Origin of the sequence: Streptomyces sp. HPF1205, assembly GCF_020400825.1 — a bacterium.
Taxonomy (GTDB): Bacteria; Actinomycetota; Actinomycetes; order Streptomycetales; family Streptomycetaceae; genus Actinacidiphila.
Genome location: NZ_JAINVH010000034.1, coordinates 70,486 through 89,215, shown reverse-complemented (window position 1 = coordinate 89,215; position 18,730 = coordinate 70,486). Strand labels below are relative to the sequence as shown.

Annotated in this window: 19 protein-coding genes; 11 read left to right on the top strand and 8 right to left on the bottom strand. The window is 73.5% G+C overall.

Going from position 1 to position 18,730, the window contains the following annotated elements; all coding sequences use genetic code 11:
• Positions 1-161: 161 nt before the first annotated feature.
• Entirely contained in the window at positions 162-1,613 is a 1,452-nt protein-coding gene (locus K7G61_RS29305; RefSeq protein ID WP_225850045.1) for an MFS transporter, read from the bottom strand.
• Positions 1,614-1,795: 182 nt separating this feature from the next.
• Between K7G61_RS29305 and K7G61_RS29300 the strand changes: the two genes are divergently transcribed.
• Positions 1,796-2,431, top strand: a complete 636-nt coding sequence (locus tag K7G61_RS29300) for a helix-turn-helix domain-containing protein (RefSeq protein WP_308190731.1) — start codon at positions 1,796-1,798, stop codon at positions 2,429-2,431.
• 283 nt (positions 2,432-2,714) lie between these two features.
• Here K7G61_RS29300 and K7G61_RS29295 read toward each other — a convergent pair whose 3' ends face one another.
• Together K7G61_RS29295 and K7G61_RS29290 are read right to left on the bottom strand one after the other, a co-directional pair.
• Entirely contained in the window at positions 2,715-3,605 is an 891-nt protein-coding gene (locus K7G61_RS29295; protein ID WP_374204281.1) for a DeoR/GlpR family DNA-binding transcription regulator, read from the bottom strand.
• Positions 3,606-3,867: 262 nt separating this feature from the next.
• Positions 3,868-5,349: an NAD(P)H-quinone dehydrogenase gene (locus K7G61_RS29290; protein ID WP_225850043.1), complete on the bottom strand. Its 1,482-nt coding sequence runs from the start codon at positions 5,347-5,349 to the stop codon at positions 3,868-3,870.
• A gap of 217 nt (positions 5,350-5,566) precedes the next feature.
• Here K7G61_RS29290 and K7G61_RS29285 point away from each other — a divergent pair, with 217 nt between their 5' ends.
• The 4 genes from K7G61_RS29285 (at position 5,567) to K7G61_RS29270 (ending at position 9,470) form a co-directional block, all read left to right on the top strand.
• A complete protein-coding gene (locus tag K7G61_RS29285; protein WP_225850041.1) occupies positions 5,567-6,004 on the top strand; it encodes a gamma-glutamylcyclotransferase in 438 nt (145 codons plus the stop codon).
• 132 nt (positions 6,005-6,136) lie between these two features.
• Positions 6,137-6,952, top strand: a complete 816-nt coding sequence (locus K7G61_RS29280) for a purine-nucleoside phosphorylase (RefSeq protein ID WP_374204278.1) — start codon at positions 6,137-6,139, stop codon at positions 6,950-6,952.
• A 77-nt stretch (positions 6,953-7,029) separates the two neighbouring features.
• Positions 7,030-8,721, top strand: coding sequence for a phospho-sugar mutase (locus tag K7G61_RS29275; protein ID WP_225850038.1), 1,692 nt, complete (start codon positions 7,030-7,032; stop codon positions 8,719-8,721).
• 308 nt (positions 8,722-9,029) lie between these two features.
• The gene (locus K7G61_RS29270; protein ID WP_225850036.1) at positions 9,030-9,470 is read left to right on the top strand and encodes a GNAT family N-acetyltransferase; all 441 of its coding nucleotides are present in this window, start codon (positions 9,030-9,032) and stop codon (positions 9,468-9,470) included.
• A gap of 146 nt (positions 9,471-9,616) precedes the next feature.
• On the opposite strand, the gene K7G61_RS29265 is transcribed toward K7G61_RS29270, so the two are convergent.
• Positions 9,617-10,315 (bottom strand): PH domain-containing protein, encoded by a 699-nt coding sequence (locus K7G61_RS29265; RefSeq protein ID WP_225850035.1) that lies wholly within the window; start codon positions 10,313-10,315, stop codon positions 9,617-9,619.
• Between the two features lie 313 nt (positions 10,316-10,628).
• On the opposite strand from K7G61_RS29265, the gene deoC reads away from it, so the two are divergent.
• The 3 genes from deoC to K7G61_RS29250 are packed head-to-tail and all read left to right on the top strand — an operon-like array spanning position 10,629 to position 13,901.
• Complete coding sequence (gene deoC, locus K7G61_RS29260; RefSeq protein WP_225850056.1) at positions 10,629-11,582, top strand: deoxyribose-phosphate aldolase; 954 nt, start codon at positions 10,629-10,631, stop codon at positions 11,580-11,582.
• 2 nt (positions 11,583-11,584) lie between these two features.
• Positions 11,585-13,033, top strand: coding sequence for an aldehyde dehydrogenase family protein (locus K7G61_RS29255; RefSeq protein ID WP_225850033.1), 1,449 nt, complete (start codon positions 11,585-11,587; stop codon positions 13,031-13,033).
• Entirely contained in the window at positions 13,026-13,901 is an 876-nt protein-coding gene (locus K7G61_RS29250) for an aldehyde dehydrogenase family protein (RefSeq protein ID WP_225850032.1), read from the top strand. Before K7G61_RS29255 ends, K7G61_RS29250 begins: the two co-directional genes overlap by 8 nt.
• 86 nt (positions 13,902-13,987) lie before the next feature.
• Here K7G61_RS29250 and K7G61_RS29245 read toward each other — a convergent pair whose 3' ends face one another.
• Entirely contained in the window at positions 13,988-14,377 is a 390-nt protein-coding gene (locus K7G61_RS29245; RefSeq protein WP_225850031.1) for a hypothetical protein, read from the bottom strand.
• Positions 14,378-14,641: 264 nt separating this feature from the next.
• On the opposite strand from K7G61_RS29245, the gene K7G61_RS29240 reads away from it, so the two are divergent.
• Positions 14,642-15,259, top strand: coding sequence for an ATP-binding protein (locus K7G61_RS29240; RefSeq protein ID WP_225850055.1), 618 nt, complete (start codon positions 14,642-14,644; stop codon positions 15,257-15,259).
• A 19-nt stretch (positions 15,260-15,278) separates the two neighbouring features.
• Here K7G61_RS29240 and K7G61_RS29235 read toward each other — a convergent pair whose 3' ends face one another.
• Both K7G61_RS29235 and K7G61_RS29230 read right to left on the bottom strand, forming a co-directional pair.
• Entirely contained in the window at positions 15,279-15,704 is a 426-nt protein-coding gene (locus K7G61_RS29235; RefSeq protein ID WP_225850030.1) for a hypothetical protein, read from the bottom strand.
• 205 nt (positions 15,705-15,909) lie between these two features.
• Positions 15,910-16,407, bottom strand: a complete 498-nt coding sequence (locus K7G61_RS29230) for a VOC family protein (protein WP_225850028.1) — start codon at positions 16,405-16,407, stop codon at positions 15,910-15,912.
• Between the two features lie 343 nt (positions 16,408-16,750).
• Between K7G61_RS29230 and K7G61_RS29225 the strand changes: the two genes are divergently transcribed.
• Together K7G61_RS29225 and K7G61_RS29220 are read left to right on the top strand one after the other, a co-directional pair.
• Positions 16,751-17,215: a DUF2690 domain-containing protein gene (locus K7G61_RS29225; RefSeq protein ID WP_225850027.1), complete on the top strand. Its 465-nt coding sequence runs from the start codon at positions 16,751-16,753 to the stop codon at positions 17,213-17,215.
• 59 nt (positions 17,216-17,274) lie between these two features.
• Complete coding sequence (locus tag K7G61_RS29220) at positions 17,275-17,640, top strand: hypothetical protein (protein ID WP_225850026.1); 366 nt, start codon at positions 17,275-17,277, stop codon at positions 17,638-17,640.
• Between the two features lie 173 nt (positions 17,641-17,813).
• Here K7G61_RS29220 and K7G61_RS29215 read toward each other — a convergent pair whose 3' ends face one another.
• Positions 17,814-18,602: a SigE family RNA polymerase sigma factor gene (locus K7G61_RS29215; RefSeq protein WP_225850025.1), complete on the bottom strand. Its 789-nt coding sequence runs from the start codon at positions 18,600-18,602 to the stop codon at positions 17,814-17,816.
• Between the last annotated feature and the right edge of the window lie 128 nt (positions 18,603-18,730).

The window sequence follows — 18,730 nt, the reverse complement described above, 5'->3', positions numbered from 1 at the left end:
GACCGGGCGAACGACGACGCCGGCCGGGCTGGGGGGACGTTCCAGCCGGGCCGGCGTTCGTACGCGCGGGCGCCCGCGGGCGCCGGGCGCGAGGCGTGCCTCAGCCTCAGGTGCGAGGTGCGAGGTGCGCGGTACGCGGGCGTCAGGTGCGAGGTGCGGTGTCAGGCGGGCGCGAGCCGCGGTGCCTTGGGCTGCTTGAGCGCGAACACCAGCACCAGTGAGACGGCCGTGAAGACCGTGGCCATCTTGAAGCCCGCGGTCGCCCCGTGGATGAACGGGTCGTGGTGCGCGTGCCGGGAGGCGGTGCCGAACACCGTCACCAGGATGGACAGGCCCAGGCTGCCGCCGACCTGCTGCATGGTCTGCAGCAGCCCGGACGCCGAGCCCGCGTCCTTGGGCGCGACGCCCGCCAGGATGAGGGTGTTGAGCGGCATCATGGTGGAGCCGACGCCGTAGCCCATGAGGATCAGCGGGCCGAGCAGGCCGCTGGCGTAGCTGTCGCCCCCGTTCAGGCGGGTCAGCCAGAGCATCGCCACGAGGACCAGCGTCACCCCGGACGCGGCGAGCCGCTTGGCGCCGAACTTTCCCAGCGCACGCGGCGCCACCCTTGCGGCCAGGAACAGGGGCGCGGCCAGCGGCAGGAAGGCGAAGCCGGTCTTGAGCGGGCTGTAGCCGAGGTAGTTCTGCAGGTACTGGGTGGTGAAGTAGAACACGCCGAACATGCCGGCCGGGTACATCAGCATGACCCCGTAGGCCAGGCCGCGGTTGCGGTCCCGGAACAGGCGCAGCACCACCAGCGGCCGTTCCACCCGCAGTTCGTTGACCAGGAAGGCGGCGAGCAGCAGGCCGGCGGCGGCGAAGGTGGTCAGCGCGCGGCTGTCGCCCCAGCCGCTGTCGGCCACGCGGATGAACGCGTAGACGAGCGAGGCCATGCCCAGGGTGCCGGTCAGGGCGCCGGCGACGTCGAACCGGCCGCCGCGGTGCCGTTCGGTCTCGTTGATGAAGCGCGGGGCGAGCAGCACGATGGCCGCGCCGACCGGGATGTTGACGAAGAACACCCAGCGCCAGGAGCCCCAGTCGGTGAGCATGCCGCCCAGCGTGAGACCGATCGCCGAGCCGGCGCCGGAGATCGCGGAGAACACGCTGAGCGCCCGGTTGCGCTCGGCGCCCTCGCCGAAGGTCGTCGCGATCAGGGCGAGGGTGCTGGGCGCGGCCAGCGCGGCGGAGGCGCCCTGCAGGCCGCGCGCGACCAGCAGCAGGGCCGCGTTGTTCGCCAGACCGCCCGCCACCGAGGCCAGGGTGAAGGCGCTCACGCCCCACAGCAGCGCGTTGCGCCGGCCTATGAGGTCGCCTATGCGGCTGCCGAGCAGCAGCAGACCGCCGAACGCCAGCGTGTAGACGTTGAGCACCCACGACAGGTTGGTGGGCGAGAAGCCGAGGTGCCTGCCGATACCGGGCAGCGCCACGTTCACCACCGTGACGTCCAGCAGCAGCATCAGCTGGGTGCCGACGATCGCGGCGAGCGCCAGGAAGGGATGCTTCCTGGCCGGGGTCGGCGGGCGCGCGGTGACGGTCGTTCCGCGCGCCGTACCGGTCGGGGCGTTGGTTGACATGAAGCGTCAGCCTCCAGCGGAGAGGTATAAACGGAGGTGTCCTCCAGAAACTATACGGAGACACCCTCCGGTTCTACAATCGCTTTTGGTGCAGGCTTTGGTCAAAGCTCGGATCCGCGAGGGTACGAGCGACACGACGGTCCGAGGCGACTCGGCGGCACGACCCGGGAGGGACGACGGCAATGCGGGCAGACGCGCAGCGCAACTACGACCGGTTGCTGGAGGAGGCGCGGCAGGCGTTCATCGTCCGCGGCACCGACGTGGCGCTGGAGGACATCGCCCGGCACGCGGGCGTGGGCATCGGCACGCTCTACCGCCACTTCCCCGACCGCTACACCCTGATGAACGCGGTCTTCGAGAAGGAACTGGACGCCCTGACCCAGCACGCCCACGAGCTGATCACGGCGGACGACCCCGCCGAGGCGCTCACCAAGTGGCTGCGCAGGGTGGCCGTGCACTCCGCCTCCTACCGGGGCCTGTCCGCGGCCATCATGGAGAACGGCGGCCTGCGCATGCCGTCGTGCAAGACCAGGCTCCGCACGGCCGGCGGCGCCCTGCTGTGGCGCGCCCAGGAGGCCGGCGCCATCCGCCCGGACGCGCAGATCGGCGACCTGCTCAAGCTCACCCACGCGATGGTGCTCGCCGCCGAGAAGAACCCCGAGGAACGCGGGCTGTTCGACCGCCTGATGGACCTCGCCCTCGACGGCCTGCGCACGCGCGGGAAGACGCAGGAAGGACGCGAGGGGACGCCGGAAGAACGCGGGGCGGTACCGGCAGCGGCGGACGAGCGCGAGAACGCGGGAGCGGCGACGGGCTGACGGCGGCCGGCCGCGGCGGGCCGACCGCGGCCGATCGACAGCGGAGGGCGGGCCGGGACCGGAGGCGGGGTCGGCGCCGGGACCGGGGGCAGGGCCGGGGGGGTCGGCGCCGGGACCGGGGGGCCGGGACCGGGGGGGCCGGGGCCCGCCCGGGCCGACGTGGAGCCGCGGGCTCAGGTGCGCGGGCGCGCGGGGTGAAGCCGCGGGCTCAGGTGCGCGGGCGCACGGGTGAGGCCCGGGCCCGGGCTTCCGGAGCGGGAAGCACGCGGGCCCGGGGCGTGGCTCAGCGCCTGCGGATCTCGGCGAGCCGGGCCGTGGGCTGGTCGGTGCCCCTGGGCTGCGCGCCGCGCAGGGGTGAGTGCTGCCGCCGTGGGCCGGGCAGGGGCGCGTCGGGGCGCGGACGCCCGGCGGCGACGACGTCCGCGCCCGAGAGCTGGGCCACGTGGAGCTGGACGCCGCGGTCGGCGAGCGCCTGGAGCGCCGTCGAGGCCCGCTCGTCGTCGGCCGGCGGCTCGTCGGTGACCAGGTGGGTGATCAGGTCGGTGGGCACGGTCTGGAACATCGTGTCGGTGCCCAGCTTGGTGTGGTCGGCCAGCACGACCACTTCGGAGGCGGCCTGCACCAGCGCCCGGTCGACGCTCGCGCACAGCATGTTCGAGGTGGACAGGCCGCGCTCGGCGGTCAGTCCCGCCCCGGACAGGAACGCCCGGCTGACCCGCAGCCCTTGCAGCGACTGCTCGGCGCCGCTGCCCACCAGCCCGTAGTTGGAGCCGCGCAGGGTGCCGCCGGTCATCACCACTTCCACCCGGTTGGCGTGCGCCAGGGCCTGGGCGACGAGCAGGGAGTTGGTGACGACGGTCAGCCCGGGCACCCGGGCCAGCCGCCTGGCCAGCTCCTGCGTGGTCGTGCCCGCGCCGACCACGATCGCCTCCCCCTCCTCGACCAGGGCGGCGGCCACGTCCGCTATCGCCGTCTTCTCGGCGGTCGCCATGGGGGACTTCTGCGGGAAGCCGGGCTCCCGGGTGAGGCCGCCGGGCAGCACCGCACCGCCGTGCCGGCGGTCCAGCAGCCCCTCGGCTTCCAGCGCGCGCACGTCCCGGCGCACGGTCACTTCGGAGGTCTGGACGACGCGGGCCAGTTCACGGAGTGAGACCGCCCCGGTCGCCCGCACCATTTCCAGAATCAATTGGCGACGTTCTGCAGCGAACACGAAACCGACAGTAACGCCGGCGACCGTCTGGTTTCAGCGTTTTGCACCAGATGAGGGAAAGCCCGCATGAATCGGACCGCCGCGTGCTATGGAGCGGCAATTGCGGTACGGAGACGGTGCGGCCGTCCGGAACGCGCCGGCACACGCGACGCACGCGCCGCACGGGTTGCGCCACCGCACGGGTTGCGCCACCGCACGAGGCCGGGCCCGGGGGCGGCGCCCCGGCTCAGCCGATGCCGTCGCCGCTCTTGCGCGCGTGCAGTTGCCGCGCCACCTCCGCGACCGAGCCGGACAGCGACGGGTACACCGTGAAGGCGCCGGCGATCTGCTCGACGGTCAGGCTGTTGTCGACCGCGAGCGAGATCGGGTGGATCAGCTCGCTCGCCCGGGGGGCGACCACCACACCGCCGACCACGATGCCCGTGCCCGGGCGGCAGAAGATCTTGACGAACCCGTCCCTGATGCCCTGCATCTTGGCCCGCGGGTTGCGCAGCAGCGGCAGCTTCACCGAGTCGGCGACGATCCGCTTGGCGTCGACGTCGGCCTGGGAGAAGCCGACGGTGGCGATCTCGGGGTCGGTGAAGACGTTCGCCGAGACCGTCTTGAGGTTCAGCGGGCCGACCGCGTCGCCCAGGAAGTGGTACATCGCGATCCGGCCCTGCATGGCCGCGACCGAGGCCAGCGCGAGGACGCCGGTGACGTCGCCGGCCGCGTACACGCCGGGCGCGCTCGTACGGGAGACCCGGTCGGTCTTGATGTGGCCGGACGCGGTCAGCTTGACGCCGGCCTCCTCCAGGCCCATGCCCGCGGTGTTGGGGATCGCGCCGACCGCCATGAGGCAGTGGCTGCCGGTGATGACGCGGCCGTCGGCGAGAGCCACCTCGACCCGGTCGCCCACGCGCTTGACGCGGGCGGCGCGGGAGCGGGCCATCACGTTCATGCCGCGGCGCCGGAAGACGTCCTCCAGTACGGCGGCCGCGTCCGGGTCCTCGCCGGGCAGCACCCGGTCGCGGGAGGAGACGAGGGTGACGTGCGAGCCGAGTGCCTGGTAGGCGCCGGCGAACTCGGCGCCGGTGACGCCCGAGCCCACCACGATGAGCTCCTCGGGCAGCTCCTCCAGGTCGTAGACCTGCGTCCAGTTCAGGATGCGCTCGCCGTCGGGCAGCGCGTCCTCCAGCTCGCGCGGCCTGCCGCCGGTGGCGACCAGGACGGCGTCGGCGGTGAGCCGCTCCTCGCTGCCGTCGGGCGCCCCGACGACCACGCAGCGCGTGCCCTCGGCGGTCTGGCAGCCCTCCAGCCTGCCCCGGCCGCGCACCACCCGGGCGCCGGCCCTGGTCACCGAGGCGGTGATGTCGTGCGACTGGGCCAGCGCGAGCCGCTTGACGCGGCGGTTGACCTTGCCCAGGTCCACGCCGACGACACGGGCGGGCTTGTCCGGCGCGGCGGGCCGCTGCTGCCCGTGGGCGGGCGGGACGGGGGCGTCCGCGACGGTGATGCCGAGTTCCTCGTACGAGGAGTCGAAGGTCGTCATCACCTCGGCGGTGGCGATGAGCGTCTTGGACGGTACGCAGTCGGTCAGGACCGACGCCCCGCCGAGGCCGTCCCGGTCCACCACGGTCACTTCCGCGCCGAGCTGTGCGGCCACGAGCGCGGCTTCGTAGCCGCCGGGGCCGCCGCCTATGATCACGATCCTTGTCACATGTCCCATTGTCCCGCACGCGCCAAGGATGGTGCGCACGGGGCGCACGGCACTCGGCGCCCGGGTGCCCGGCCCCCTGCGAACCACCACCCGGCCCCCGGCTCCCGCCGCCGACAACCCGGCGCTCCCCGGCGCCCTCGAGCGCCCCCGCTCCCGTCCTCGCGCCCCGTGCGCCGGGCGCGCGGCCGAATGCTCCGGCACGCGGGGTTGGCCGTAGTCTCATGGCATGTCGCTCTATGCCGCCTACGCAAGCAATCTCGACGCGCGGCTGATGACGCGCAGGGCGCCCCACTCACCGCTGCGGGGGACGGGGTGGCTCGACGGGTGGCGGCTGACCTTCGGCGGCGAGCAGATGGGCTGGGACGGCGCGCTGGCCACGGTGGTGGAGGCGCCCCGCCGCCAGGTGTTCGTGGGGCTCTACGACATCGCGCCCGTGGACGAGGAGTCCATGGACCGGTGGGAGGGCGTGCCCATGGGGATCTACCGGCGCGCGACCGTGCGCGTCCACACCCTGGAGGGCGACGTGGCGGCGTGGCTGTACGTGCTCAACGACTACGAGGGCGGGCTGCCGTCCGCCCGCTACCTCGGCGAGCTCGCGGACGCGGCGGAGTCGGCGGGGGCGCCGCACGACTACGTGATGGAGCTGCGCAAACGGCCCTGCTGAGGGTGGGCCGTCCGGGGCTGCCACACCCGGACGGCGGACACCGGGCGGGTGACGCCGATCAGCTGTGCATCCGATTTACGGACACCTTTGGGCAGAGGCGTCTACGCGCGTAGGCCAAGACAGGTTACTCTCGTGCGCGTGAACGCTTCCGTGAACTCCGATCCCTACGCCGCGGCCGACGCCGCCGCCGCCCGCCTGCGCGAGCTGACCGGCGCCGAGACCCACGACGTCGCCCTGGTCATGGGGTCGGGGTGGGTCCCCGCCGCCGACGGGCTCGGCGTCCCCGACCACGAGATCCCGATCACCGACCTGCCCGGCTTCCCCGCCCCGGCCGTCGCCGGCCACGCGGGCCGCCTGCGCTCGGTGCGCAGCGGAGGCGTGCGGGCACTGGTCTTCCTCGGCCGGACCCACCTCTACGAGGGCAAGGGCGTCGCCACCGTGGTCCACGGGGTGCGCACCGCGGTGGCCGCCGGCTGCAAGACGGTCGTGCTGACCAACGGCTGCGGCGGCCTGCGGCCCGGCTTCCGCCCCGGCCAGCCCGTCCTCATCAGCGACCACATCAACCTCACCGCCACCTCCCCCATAGTCGGCGCGAACTTCGTCGACCTCACCGACCTCTACTCGCCGCGGCTGCGCGCCCTGTGCCGCGAGGTCGACCCGTCGCTGGAGGAGGGCGTCTACGTGCAGCTTCCCGGCCCGCACTACGAGACGCCCGCCGAGATCGGCATGGTCCGCGCGATAGGCGGGGATCTGGTCGGCATGTCGACGGCACTGGAGGCGATCGCCGCGCGTGAGGCGGGCGCGGAGGTGCTGGGGATCTCCCTGGTGACGAACCTCGCCGCGGGGATGACGGGAGAGCCGCTCAACCACGAGGAGGTCCTGGAGGCGGGCCGGGAGTCGGCGAGCCGGATGGGCGAGCTGCTGGGACGGGTCCTCTCACGCCTGTGACCGGCACACCGCGAAGCGGCCGCACCGCGACGCAGCCACACCGCCCCGGCACACCGCAGACCTGGAGGAGCGCGGACATGACCACCCGACAGCCGCTGGACGAGGTACGGCGATGGATCGCCGAGGACCCGGACGAGGAGACGCGCGAGGAGCTCGCGGCGCTGCTGGCCGCCGCGGAGGAGGACGACGCCGACGCGTCGGCGGATCTGGCGGCGCGCTTCTCCGGCCCGCTGGAGTTCGGCACGGCCGGTCTGCGGGGTCCGCTGGGCGGCGGTCCCGCCCGGATGAACCGGGCGGTGGTGATCCGCGCGGCGGCGGGCCTGGCGGCGTACCTGCGGGAACGGGGCGGTGGCCTCGTGGTGGTCGGGTACGACGCCCGCCACAAGTCGGAGGAGTTCGCGCGGGACACGGCGGCGGTGATGGTGGGCGCCGGGCTGCGCGCGGCCGTACTGCCGCGGCCGCTGCCGACGCCCGTGCTCGCGTACGCGATCAGGCACCTGGGCGCGGCCGCCGGGGTCATGGTGACGGCCAGCCACAATCCGCCGCAGGACAACGGCTACAAGGTGTATTTGGGCGACGGTTCGCAGATCGTGCCGCCCGCGGACGGGCACATCGCCGCCGAGATCGCGGCGGTGGGCGCGCTCGCGGATGTGCCGCGGCCCGGGGCGGGCTGGGAGGTGCTCGGCGAGGAGGTCGTGGCCGCGTACCTGGAACGGGCGGCGGCGGTGGTCGCCGGCGGCGGCCCGCGGGCGATCGACGTGGTCTACACGCCGATGCACGGGGTGGGGCGGACCACCCTGACCGCGGCCTTCGCGCGGGCCGGTTTCCCCGCGCCCGCGGTGGTGGCCGAACAGGCGGATCCGGACCCGGACTTCCCGACCGTCGCGTTCCCCAATCCGGAGGAGCCGGGCGCGATGGACCTGGCGTTCAAGGCGGCGCGCGGAGCCGGCCCGGACCTGGTGATCGCCAACGACCCCGACGCGGACCGGTGCGCCGTGGCCGTGCCCGACGCCGAGGCGCCGCTGGGCTGGCGGATGCTGCGCGGCGACGAGCTGGGGGCGCTGCTGGCCGTGCACCTGGTACGGCGGGGGGCGGTCGAGCCGGACCGGGACGTGTTCGCGGCGAGCATCGTGTCCTCCTCGCTGCTGTCGCGCGTCGCGGCACGCGCCGGACTCGGCTACGAGGACACGCTGACCGGCTTCAAGTGGATCGCCCGCGTACCGGGCCTGCGCTACGGGTACGAGGAGGCGCTCGGCTACTGCGTCGACCCGGCCGGGGTGCGGGACAAGGACGGCATCACCGCGGCCCTGCTGGTGGCCGAACTGGCGGCGGGCCTGAAGGCGGACGGCGGTTCGCTGTCCGGCCTGCTGGACGAGCTCGCGATCGCCCACGGGCTGCACGCCACCGACCAGCTCTCGGTGCGCGTCGCCGACCTCTCCCTGATCGGGGCGGCGATGGACCGGCTGCGCGAGCGCCCGCCGGCCGCCCTCGCCGGGCTGACGGTCACCACCGCGGAGGACCTCGCGGACGGCGCGGGCGGGCTGCCGCCGACCGACGGGCTGCGGTACCGCCTGGCCGCCGACCCCGAGCGCGAGGTGGAGTCCGCGCGGGTCGTGGTGCGGCCGAGCGGCACGGAGCCGAAGCTCAAGTGCTACCTGGAGGTCGTGCTGCCCGTCGCGGACACGGCCGGACTGCCCGCCGCACGGGCCGCGGCGGCGGACGTCCTGTCCGCGCTGAAGCGCGACTTCGCGGCGGCGGCCGGGATCTGAGGCGGCGGGCCGCGGGCGGGGCGTACGCGACGGCCGGGCGCCGGCTCGCCGCCGGCCGCCGCGCCGCTGACTCAGGCGCCGCCCTCCCCTCGCGCGCTGCCCACACGCCGGGCGGCGGCCGGCCGGGGCCGCCCAGGCGGGCGCGCCCCCCGGCGGCGGCGTCAGGACCCGGCGCCCCGCTCGGCTCGCCGCGTCCGACCGGGAGCCGCCGGGCCGGGCCCGGGCCCGGGACCGGCCCGGCGGGACCGCGGCGGCCCGCGCGGGCAATCGCGTTGACGGGCCGGGCCGCACTCGGGTTTCCTGCTGCGATGTCAGGTCTTCGCGTCATCAGCCCCGAGAGCGACCCCGAGCTCGCCGACTGGCGGCACGTCCACAACACGGTCGTCCCCACGCACGTCCTGTCGCCGGAGGACGTGCGCGAACGCGCCCGCCGCAACCACCTTGAGGTCGCGTACGCCGGCGACGTGCTCGTGGGCTGCAGCACCGTACGCCCGCCGCTGGACGGCACGGCGACGGCCACGGTCATCGCCCGGGTGCTGCCCGGCCACCGAGGGCGGGGCTACGGCGAGGAGCTCTACGCGCGCGGGCTGCGGCGGGCGCGCGAGCTGGGCGCCGAGGTGATCGAGACGGTCGTGCTGTCCTCCAAACCCGACGGCCTGAGGTTCGCCGAGAAGCACGGGTTCACCGAGATCGAGCGCTACCTGCTGCCGGGGGACACGATCCCCTGGATCGACCTGCGGCTGGCCTGACGCGCGGGCCCGGCACCTCGCGGCGGGTTCGCCTCCGCGAGGTGCGGAGCCGGACGCGGTGCCGAGCCGGGCGCGGTACAGGGCCGGACGCGGGGCCGAGCCGGGCGCGGTGCCGGGCCGGGCGCGGTGCCGGGCGCGGTGCCGGCTCAGCCGCCGATGCCGAGGAGGATCGCCAGGACGACCGCGCCCGCGGCGGAGGGCGCGATGACCTCCCAGGCCCAGCGGACGGTGGCGGCGGGACGCTCGCCGGGGTCCTCGGGAACGGGGTGCCGGTCGCACAGCTCGCGCAGCTCGACGACGGCCTGGTCGGAGTAGGCGCGGATGGTGTCGTCGGCGCCGGGGTGCGGGCGGCGCCGGACCGCGGGCCCCGGCATCCCGAACGGGCTGCGCGGCTCGCCGCCGCTCTGTGCGCGGGCCTCCTGCCGGGCCGCGCGCTTGCGCGCCCGGAGCGAGACCGGGATGGCCCACAGTTGGTACTTGCGGTCGCCGGCGAACAGCTCCGTCGAGTACGCCGCCCGCAGCGAGTCGACGGCCGCCCACGGCAGGGTGATCGTCCGTATCGGGTTGCGGACCCGGATCCGGTCGTCGTTCGCGTACACCGCGGGCCGCAGCGTGAAGGCGATGATCAGCGGGACGGCCAGCAGCAGGGCCGCCATCGACAGCCAGGGGGTGTGCCCGCTGCCGCGGGCGATCGCGTCGCCCCCCAGCCACCCGGCGAGGGCCAGCAGCAGCGCCCCGCCGACCACACCGGGCCACGATCGGTAGACGCGGTCGGCGTACTGCGGCTTGCCGCCCCCGGGGGTGTCCGGGGACGGGGTCGGGCGGTCGGGCTCGGAGCTCGTCATGGAGCCCGATTGTGCCCCACCGCGCGATCCGCCCCGGCCACGACCCGGTTGCGGTCCGGCATCGGCTCTCGCCACGACCCGGTCGCGGTCCGGCACCTGCTCTCCCGCACACTGGATCGGGGTCCCGGTAGTGACATTCCGCTACGCGCGTAGATATGGTGGTCTGGTGAGCATGTCTTCCGTCGCGTCCGCCGCCGGGTCACCAGCCGGATCCGGATCCGCAGCAGCACCCGTGCCCGTACCCGGATCCGCGCCCGGGTCCGTACCCGACTCCACGGCCGAGTCCTCGTCCGCGCCTCCCCCCGGGGAGGCGATGCGGCGCTTCGCCGGGGTGACCTCCTCCGACAGCGCGCTGCGCGCTTTCCTGCACGGCCTGCCCGGGGTCGACGCGGTCGGGCTTGAGGCCCGCGCCGCGTCCCTGGGCACCCGGTCGATCAAGACGAGCGCGAAGGCGTACGCCATCGACCTGGCGATCTCGATGATCGACCTGACGACGCTGGAGGGCGCCGACACCCCCGGCAAGGTGCGGGCGCTGTGCGCCAAGGGCCGCAGGCCGGACCCCACCGACCCCGGGGTCCCGCAGGTCGCCGCGATCTGCGTGTACCCGGACATGGTTCCCGTGGCCAAGGACGCGCTGGCCGGTTCCGGCATACAGGTGGCGTCGGTGGCCACCGCCTTTCCGTCCGGGCGGGCCGCGCGGAGCGTGAAGCTGGCCGACGTCGCGGCGGCGGTCGCGGCGGGCGCCGACGAGATCGACATGGTGATCGACCGCGGGGCGTTCCTGTCCGGCCGCTACCTGGAGGTCTTCGAGGAGATCCAGGCCGTCAAGGAGGCGTGCGCCAGGCCCGGCGGAGGCGGCAGGGCGCATCTGAAGGTGATCTTCGAGAACGGCGAGCTGGCCACGTACGACAACATCCGCCGCTGCTCGTGGCTGGCGATGCTCGCGGGCGCGGACTTCATCAAGACCTCCACCGGCAAGGTCGCTGTGAACGCCACCCCGGCGAACACGCTGCTCATGCTGGAGGCGGTCCGCGACTTCCGCCGCGAGACGGGCGTGCAGGTGGGCGTGAAGCCGGCCGGCGGCATCCGTACCGCCAAGGACGCCATCAAGTACCTGGTGCTGGTCAACGAGACCGCCGGCGACGACTGGCTGTCCCCGCACTGGTTCCGCTTCGGCGCCTCCAGCCTGCTCAACGACCTGCTGATGCAGCGCCACAAGCTCAGCACCGGCCGGTACTCCGGTCCCGACTACGTCACGGTGGATTGATCATGGCCGCGGAAAAGTCCCAGCCGTTCGCGTACGCGCCCGCGCCCGAGTCCCGCGCGGTCGTCGACCTCGCGCCCTCGTACGGGCTGTTCGTCGACGGCGAGTTCACCGAGGCCGCCGACGGCCGCGTCTTCAAGTCCGTCTCGCCGTCCTCCGAGGAGGTGCTGGCCGAGGTCGCCAGGGCCGGCGAGCAGGACGTGGACCGGGCGGTGAAGGCGGCGCGCCGGGCGTTCGAGAAGTGGTCGGCGCTGCCGGGCGCCGAACGCGCGAAGTACCTGTTCCGCATCGCCCGCATCGTGCAGGAGCGCTCGCGCGAGCTGGCCGTCCTGGAGTCCCTGGACAACGGCAAGCCGATCCGCGAGACCCGCGACGTCGACCTGCCGCTGGTGGCCGCGCACTTCTTCTACTACGCGGGCTGGGCGGACAAGCTGGCGTACGCCGGCTTCGGTCCCGACCCGAAGCCGCTGGGCGTGGCCGGTCAGGTCATCCCGTGGAACTTCCCGCTGCTGATGCTGGCCTGGAAGATCGCACCGGCCCTGGCCGCGGGCAACACCGTGGTGCTCAAGCCCGCCGAGACCACCCCGCTGACCGCCCTGTTCTTCGCCGACATCTGCCGCCAGGCGGGACTGCCGCGCGGCGTGGTCAACATCGTCCCGGGGTACGGGGACGCGGGCGCCGCCCTGGTGGCGCACGAGGACGTGGACAAGGTCGCCTTCACCGGCTCCACCGAGGTCGGCAAGGCCATCGCCAGGACCGTCGCGGGCAGCCGCAAGAAGGTCACGCTCGAACTGGGCGGCAAGGCGGCCAACATCGTCTTCGACGACGCCCCGCTCGACCAGGCCGTCGAGGGCATCGTCAACGGCATCTTCTTCAACCAGGGCCACGTCTGCTGCGCGGGCTCCCGGCTGCTGGTGCAGGAGTCGGTCCAGGACGAGCTGCTGGACGCGCTGAAGCGGCGGATGAGCACGCTGCGGGTCGGCGACCCGCTGGACAAGAACACCGACATCGGCGCGATCAACTCGGCCGAGCAGCTCGCCCGGATCACCGAGCTCGCCGAGTCCGGCGAGGCCGAGGGCGCGCAGCGGTGGGCGCCGCCGTGCGAACTGCCGTCCTCCGGCTACTGGTTCGCGCCGACCCTGTTCACCGGGGTCACCCAGGCGCACCGGATCGCGCGCGAGGAGATCTTCGGCCCGGTCCTGTCCGTCCTGACCTTCCGCACCCCGGCGGAGGCGGTGGAGAAGGCGAACAACACCCCGTACGGCCTGTCGGCCGGGATCTGGACGGAGAAGGGCTCGCGCATCCTGGCGATGGCGAACAGGCTCCGGGCCGGGGTGGTGTGGGCCAACACGTTCAACAAGTTCGACCCGACCTCGCCGTTCGGCGGCTACAAGGAGTCCGGTTACGGGCGCGAAGGCGGCCGGCACGGACTGGAGGCATACCTCGATGTCTGACGCGCGCGACACGCGGCTGAGCGTGTTCAAGACCTACAAGCTGTACGCCGGGGGCACGTTCCCCCGTTCCGAGAGCGGCCGGGTGTACGAGGTGGCGGACTCCAAGGACAGGTGGCTGGCCAACGCGCCGCTCGCCTCCCGCAAGGACGCGCGGGACGCCGTGGTGGCCGCGCGCAAGGCGGTCCCGGGGTGGTCGGGGGCGACCGCGTACAACCGCGGCCAGGTCCTCTACCGCGTCGCGGAGATGCTGGAAGGGCGGCGCGACCAGTTCGCCCGGGAGGTCGCGGACGCCGAGGGGCTCGGCAAGGGCAGGGCGCTGGCCGTCGTGGACGCCGCGGTCGACCGCTGGGTCTGGTACGCGGGCTGGACCGACAAGATCGCGCAGGTGGTAGGGGGCGCCAACCCGGTTGCCGGTCCTTACTTCAACCTCTCCACACCGGAGCCGACCGGCGTCGTCACCGTCCTCGCGCCCCAGGACTCCTCGCTGCTCGGCCTCGTGTCCGTCCTCGCCCCGGTGATCGCGACCGGCAACGCGGCCGTCGTCGTCACCTCCCGGCGCGCGCCGCTGCCAGCGCTGTCCTTCGGCGAGGTCCTCGCCACCTCCGACGTCCCCGGCGGCGTGGTGAACATCCTGTCCGGCGACACCGCCGAGCTCGCCCGGCCGCTGGCCGCCCACCAGGACGTCAACGGCATCGACCTGACCGGGGCGGGCGCCGAGCTGGCCGCCGAACTGGAGGCGGCCGCCGCCGAGAACCTGAAGCGGGTCCGCCGCGCCGACCCGGCCGAGGACTGGTACGCCGACCCCGGCGTGGGGCGCCTGACGGCGTGGCTCGAACTGAAGACGGTCTGGCACCCGATCGGCACGTGAGGGTTCGCCCCGGCCGGCATGTGGGGCGCGGCGGCGGTCCGCCGCGCCCCTGACGTCACCCCCGCAGCCCGCCCGGCTCCCGCCGCTCAGCCCGGCAGGATGCGCAGGACCTTGCCGATCAACGGCAGGGTGGACAGGGAGCCGCCGCGGGTGATGGGCCCGGTGACCAGCGCCGTGGACACCGGACGGAAGTCGGCGACCTGCGAGCCGACCGCGTTGTCGAGGGGGTCCGTGCCCGTGCCCGACAGGGGGTCGAGGGTGAGGTTCTTCACGGGCGCCAGGCTGTTGCCGACGGACGAGTCGAGCGCGCCCAGGACGGACTGGGTGGGCAGCGCCCCGGTCACCCCCGGCAGGGGCAGGGCGTCGGTGACGCCGGCGAGCGGTGCCGCTGGCGCGGCGACGGCGGCCGGGGCGGCGGCGAGGCCGGCCGCGGCGGCCGTGACGGTCAGGGCGAGGGCGGTACGGAGCGAGGGCATGGGCACGGTCCCGGTCGGAGCCTTCCGCGCGCCGGGCCCGGCAGGGCCGGCGGCCGCGGACTTACCTGCCGCAGGGTACCGCAACGGTGGCACTGCGTGGCGAGCCGTACGCGGACGGTAGCGCGGTGAACCGGGTGGGAACCGCGGGGGCCGGGTACGGGAGAATGGTTCCCCGTGAGTTCACCGTCCTTCCCGGCCTCCGTCCCGACCTCCGTCCCGGCCCCCGCCTCCGCCCCCTCCTCAGCCGCGGCAGGGGGCGGCCCCGTGCCGCCGCGCGCCCGCGTGATCCTGCTGGCCGGGCCCTCCGGCTCCGGCAAGTCCTCACTGGCGGCCCGCACCGGCCTGCCCGTACTCGTCCTGGACGACTTCTACAAGGACGGCGACGACCCGGACCTGCCCACCCTGCCCGGGGGCGGGACGGATTGGGACGCGGCGCCGACCTGGAACGCGGACGCGGCGGTCGCGGCCATCGCGGACCTGTGCGCGCACGGCGCCGCGGACGTCCCGGTGTACGACATCGCGGCCAGCGCGGCGACCGGCCGGGCCCGGCTGGAGCTGGACGGGGCAGCCGTGTTCGTGGCCGAGGGGATCTTCGCGGCCGAGATCGTGGCGCGCTGCCGCGAACTGGGGCTGCTGGCGGACGCGCTGTGCCTGCGCGGGCGGCCGGCGACCACGGCCCGGCGGCGTTTCGCCCGGGACCTGCGCGAGGGGCGCAAGTCGGTCGGCTTCCTGATCCGCCGCGGCTGGCACCTGATGCGCGCCGAGCGGTCGATCGTGGCCCGGCACGTGTCGCTGGGCTGCCACCCCTGCGGCCCGGCCGAGGCGCACGAGCGCATCTCGGCGGCGTGCGCCGACGACGTCCGGGTCCCGGTCGGCGCCTAGACGAATAAGTCCGATGTGTTCAGTGATCGAATGTGACAACCGACCGCACGACCGGGGCGCCAGTCTTGTGGTTCCGCCGGATCGCAGCGGCCATCGCGAGGACTCGCTGAGCGACGCGGACGGCAACGCCCTCGAAGGTACGTCCGCCGTGCTGTTCGAGGTCCAGCCGCCCTTTGAGGGTGTCGTTCACAGACTCGATCAGCTGCCGCACCGACTTGAGAAGAGGCTCATCCTTGCGCTTCTTCTCCCGCTTGAACGACGGCCTCGGCAGTTCGATCCCGCGCATGGCCAGGTCGTTCTCGAACTCCTTGGAAGCGAAGCCCTTGTCGGCGATCAGCAGCAGGCCGGGCCGACCGGCGATCAGGTCCTCCTCGACATCGAACATGGCCTGGAGCACCTCGCGCTCGTCCAGCTTTGGATTCGCCAGCGCCCACAGGATCGGCATCCCGGTCGGCGTGCAGACCAGGTACAGCCGAGCAGAGCCTGTGCGACCGCCGGACAGATGAGTTCGGAGTCCGTCAGCCGTGGCGGCCTGCCCATCCACCGGCCGACCCCCTGCTCGTCATCGATCTTCACGTACAGCGCGGTCAGCAAGGTGTCCAAGTTCTCGTTCGCCACACAACGATCTTGGACACCCTCGCTCCTGGACATCAGCCGAGGTTGGATTCCCGGGCAGGGAAGAAGTCGGCGCTCTGGACGTACTCCATAGCCTTGGTGAACTCCGGGTCGCCGACGCGGTGTTCCATTTCCTGCGGGCTCAGGTCCTCCACACGGGTCTGGATCCAGTACAGGTTGCCCAGCGGATCGCGTACCCGACCGACCCGGTCTCCGAAGAACAGGTGGGTGACCTCGGTGACCGAGATGCCGCCGGCCGCAACGGCCCGACGGTGCACGGCGTCGGCGTCCTCGACGTAAAGACGGAGGAAGCCAGGGGTCGGCGGCCACTCCGGCCGCGCGTCGAACATCATCACCACTGAATCGCCGATCCGTACCTCCGCATGCTCGATGGCCCCGTCCTTGCCCGCAAGGCACGCGAGCTCCTCCGCGCCAAAGGCCCTCTTCATGTAGTCGATGAGCTGCACCGTGTCGCGCGAGATGATCCACGGCGTCACGGTGTGGTAGCCCTGGGGAACCGGCTTGACGGACATCTGACTGCCTCCTGGGGTGCGAGTGCCTCAACGGGGTGATGACGCTAGACACCGTTTAGGTCACTCACTGTCCTAGAAGCTCCCGATGGATAGGGATCTCGCGAGACGGGCCAGCCAGACATAGGACTTGATTGCCTAGCGGAGCCGCCGCTCTCCCCGGCCGGCCTCGCGCTAGGACGGATCTAGGACGGCCTGCGGGCCCGTGCCCATACCGTCGCTGAGGGCTGTGCGGCCCGTCACCGCACAACGGAGTCCTTACGTGAGCAACAGCGGCGAGACGTCCAGGACGCCCGACCACCGCCGACGGCGGTCCGCTGTTGCCTGGAAATGGGGGAAGAACGGTATGAGGATCCCTGAGACCCGCGGCGGCGTCCGCCGCGGTGCCCGCAGGTGGCGGACCGGTGCGGCCCTGGCGGCCACGGCCGTCGCGGCGGGCCTGCTCACCCTGGCCGGGCCGGTCTCCCCGGCCAGCGCCGCCGGCTGCTACGGCAGCGGGTGCACCGGCAAGGACCCGCAGGCCACCGGGTGTTCCGCCGACGCGACCACCATCGAGAGGGTCGCCGCTCCCGACCGTGACTACGGCTACGGCGACCTGCGCTACTCGCCGTCGTGCGGCGCGTACTGGATCAAGACGGTCTCCTGGTCCACCTCCGTCCCGATCGGCGGCAGCGTGTACGGCGAGGCCTCCGTGAACGGCACGTGGGTGCCGTTCTGGGCCGAGAGCACTCCCGGCCTCCTGGCCGGCGGTACGCAGTGGTCACCGATGATCGGCGGCTTCCCGCACTACGACATCTCGGTCGACGGCTGAGCCCCGTCTCCTGTCCGCGCTACCCCACTTCACGCGCCACCCACCTCAAGGAGAAAAGCATGGGTACCTGGTTCAAGCGGGCCACCGCGTCCGGCACGGTGCTCCTCGCGGCGGCGGCCGCCGTCGGTTTCGCGGGCGCCAGCGCCCACGCCGACGACGACCTCTACATCAGCCGTACCGTCGGCGTCTACTCCACCCCCTACGCGACCTCGAGCAAGGTCGCGCCCGACCTGCACGCGGGTGACACCGTCGCCGTCAACTGCTGGACGGTCGGCGGCAACGTGGGCACCTACGGAGACGTCTGGTACCACGCGGTGAGGGAGGGCTACACCAGCGGCGAGCAATGGATCGAGGGCTGGGTCTTCGCACCCTTCGTCGACGGCGCCAACGACTTCCACACCGGCGCCATCCCGAAGTGCCCGTGACCCCCTGGTGACCTGAGCCGGAGTTCCGTCGCCGGACGACGGCTCGGGCTCCGCCCGACGACGAGGACCGGGCGGCTTCCCCCTGACGCCGCCCGGTCCCGTCTCCCCCGTTTCCCCCGTTCCCCCGTCCCCCGTTCCCGCATCTCCCCAGCGGGAAGTCGTGCACCGAGGCGTCAGGCCACCAGTTCGCCGAAGGCGTCCTCCTGGTCGCGGCCGAAGCTGAGCGCCTCGTCGTCGCGCATGCGGCGCAGGGAGCGCCAGATGCTGCTCTTCACGGTGCCGACACTGATGCCGAGGATGTCGGCGATCTCCGGGTCCGTGCGGCCCTCGTAGTAGCGCAGCACCAGCATGGTGCGCTGCTGCTCGGGCAGCCGGGCCAGGGCCTGCCACAGCACGGCGCGCAGCTCGGTGCCGCCCATCTCGTCGGTGTCGCCCACCGTCTCGGGCAGTTCCTCGGTCGGGTACTCGTTGAGCTTGCGCCGGCGCCAGGCGCTGATGTGCAGGTTGGTCATCGTACGGCGCAGGTAGCCGCCGACCGCGGCCTTGTCGCTGATCCGGTCCCAGGCCCGGTAGGTGGAGAACAGGGCGCTCTGCAGCAGGTCCTCGGCCGCGAACCGGTCACCGGTCAGGTGGTAGGCGGTCGCGTAGAGGGAGGCCCGGCGCTCCTGGACGTAGGCGGTGAAGGCCGCCTCCGCCTCCGCGCGGTGCTCGGCGGTCCGCGCCGTGCCCGCGCCCGGGGCGGCCTGGGCGGGCACCCGCTCGCCCGCGGTGTCCCGCGGGGCGGACCCGCGGTCCGCCTCGGTGACGGGAGCGATGTGAGCCGGCCACTGGCGAGGGGCGGACGCGGCGAGCGGGGCGCGCCCGGTGCCGCGCCCGTACCCCCACGCGGCCCGGTCGGTGCGCGGGTGCCCGGAGCGGGCGGAATGAACTGCGGCGGTGGTGGTGCTGTGCAGTGCGTTCATGTCGCGCCCCCGTAGTGGAACCTTCAGCGTGGTATTCGGCGTCGCAGTGGGTGAGCGGTTCCGCTCCCCCCGGCTTGCGATGTCCATCAGTCTGGCGAGCCAGTTTCATGGCGCTGTCCGTCGAGTGT

Coding starts and splice junctions, on each gene's coding strand:
- K7G61_RS29255 (WP_225850033.1), top strand. CDS start 11,585: ATGGCCGCGGAAAAGTCCCAGCCGTTCGCGTACGCGCCCGCGCCCGAG.
- K7G61_RS29235 (WP_225850030.1), bottom strand. CDS start 15,704: ATGCCGATCCTGTGGGCGCTGGCGAATCCAAAGCTGGACGAGCGCGAG.
- K7G61_RS29305 (WP_225850045.1), bottom strand. CDS start 1,613: ATGTCAACCAACGCCCCGACCGGTACGGCGCGCGGAACGACCGTCACC.
- K7G61_RS29295 (WP_374204281.1), bottom strand. CDS start 3,605: ATGGTGCGGGCGACCGGGGCGGTCTCACTCCGTGAACTGGCCCGCGTC.
- K7G61_RS29265 (WP_225850035.1), bottom strand. CDS start 10,315: ATGACGAGCTCCGAGCCCGACCGCCCGACCCCGTCCCCGGACACCCCC.
- K7G61_RS29270 (WP_225850036.1), top strand. CDS start 9,030: ATGTCAGGTCTTCGCGTCATCAGCCCCGAGAGCGACCCCGAGCTCGCC.
- K7G61_RS29225 (WP_225850027.1), top strand. CDS start 16,751: ATGAGGATCCCTGAGACCCGCGGCGGCGTCCGCCGCGGTGCCCGCAGG.
- K7G61_RS29220 (WP_225850026.1), top strand. CDS start 17,275: ATGGGTACCTGGTTCAAGCGGGCCACCGCGTCCGGCACGGTGCTCCTC.
- K7G61_RS29285 (WP_225850041.1), top strand. CDS start 5,567: ATGTCGCTCTATGCCGCCTACGCAAGCAATCTCGACGCGCGGCTGATG.
- K7G61_RS29245 (WP_225850031.1), bottom strand. CDS start 14,377: ATGCCCTCGCTCCGTACCGCCCTCGCCCTGACCGTCACGGCCGCCGCG.
- K7G61_RS29230 (WP_225850028.1), bottom strand. CDS start 16,407: ATGTCCGTCAAGCCGGTTCCCCAGGGCTACCACACCGTGACGCCGTGG.
- K7G61_RS29275 (WP_225850038.1), top strand. CDS start 7,030: ATGACCACCCGACAGCCGCTGGACGAGGTACGGCGATGGATCGCCGAG.
- K7G61_RS29290 (WP_225850043.1), bottom strand. CDS start 5,349: ATGGGACATGTGACAAGGATCGTGATCATAGGCGGCGGCCCCGGCGGC.
- K7G61_RS29215 (WP_225850025.1), bottom strand. CDS start 18,602: ATGAACGCACTGCACAGCACCACCACCGCCGCAGTTCATTCCGCCCGC.
- deoC (WP_225850056.1), top strand. CDS start 10,629: ATGCGGCGCTTCGCCGGGGTGACCTCCTCCGACAGCGCGCTGCGCGCT.
- K7G61_RS29300 (WP_308190731.1), top strand. CDS start 1,796: ATGCGGGCAGACGCGCAGCGCAACTACGACCGGTTGCTGGAGGAGGCG.
- K7G61_RS29250 (WP_225850032.1), top strand. CDS start 13,026: ATGTCTGACGCGCGCGACACGCGGCTGAGCGTGTTCAAGACCTACAAG.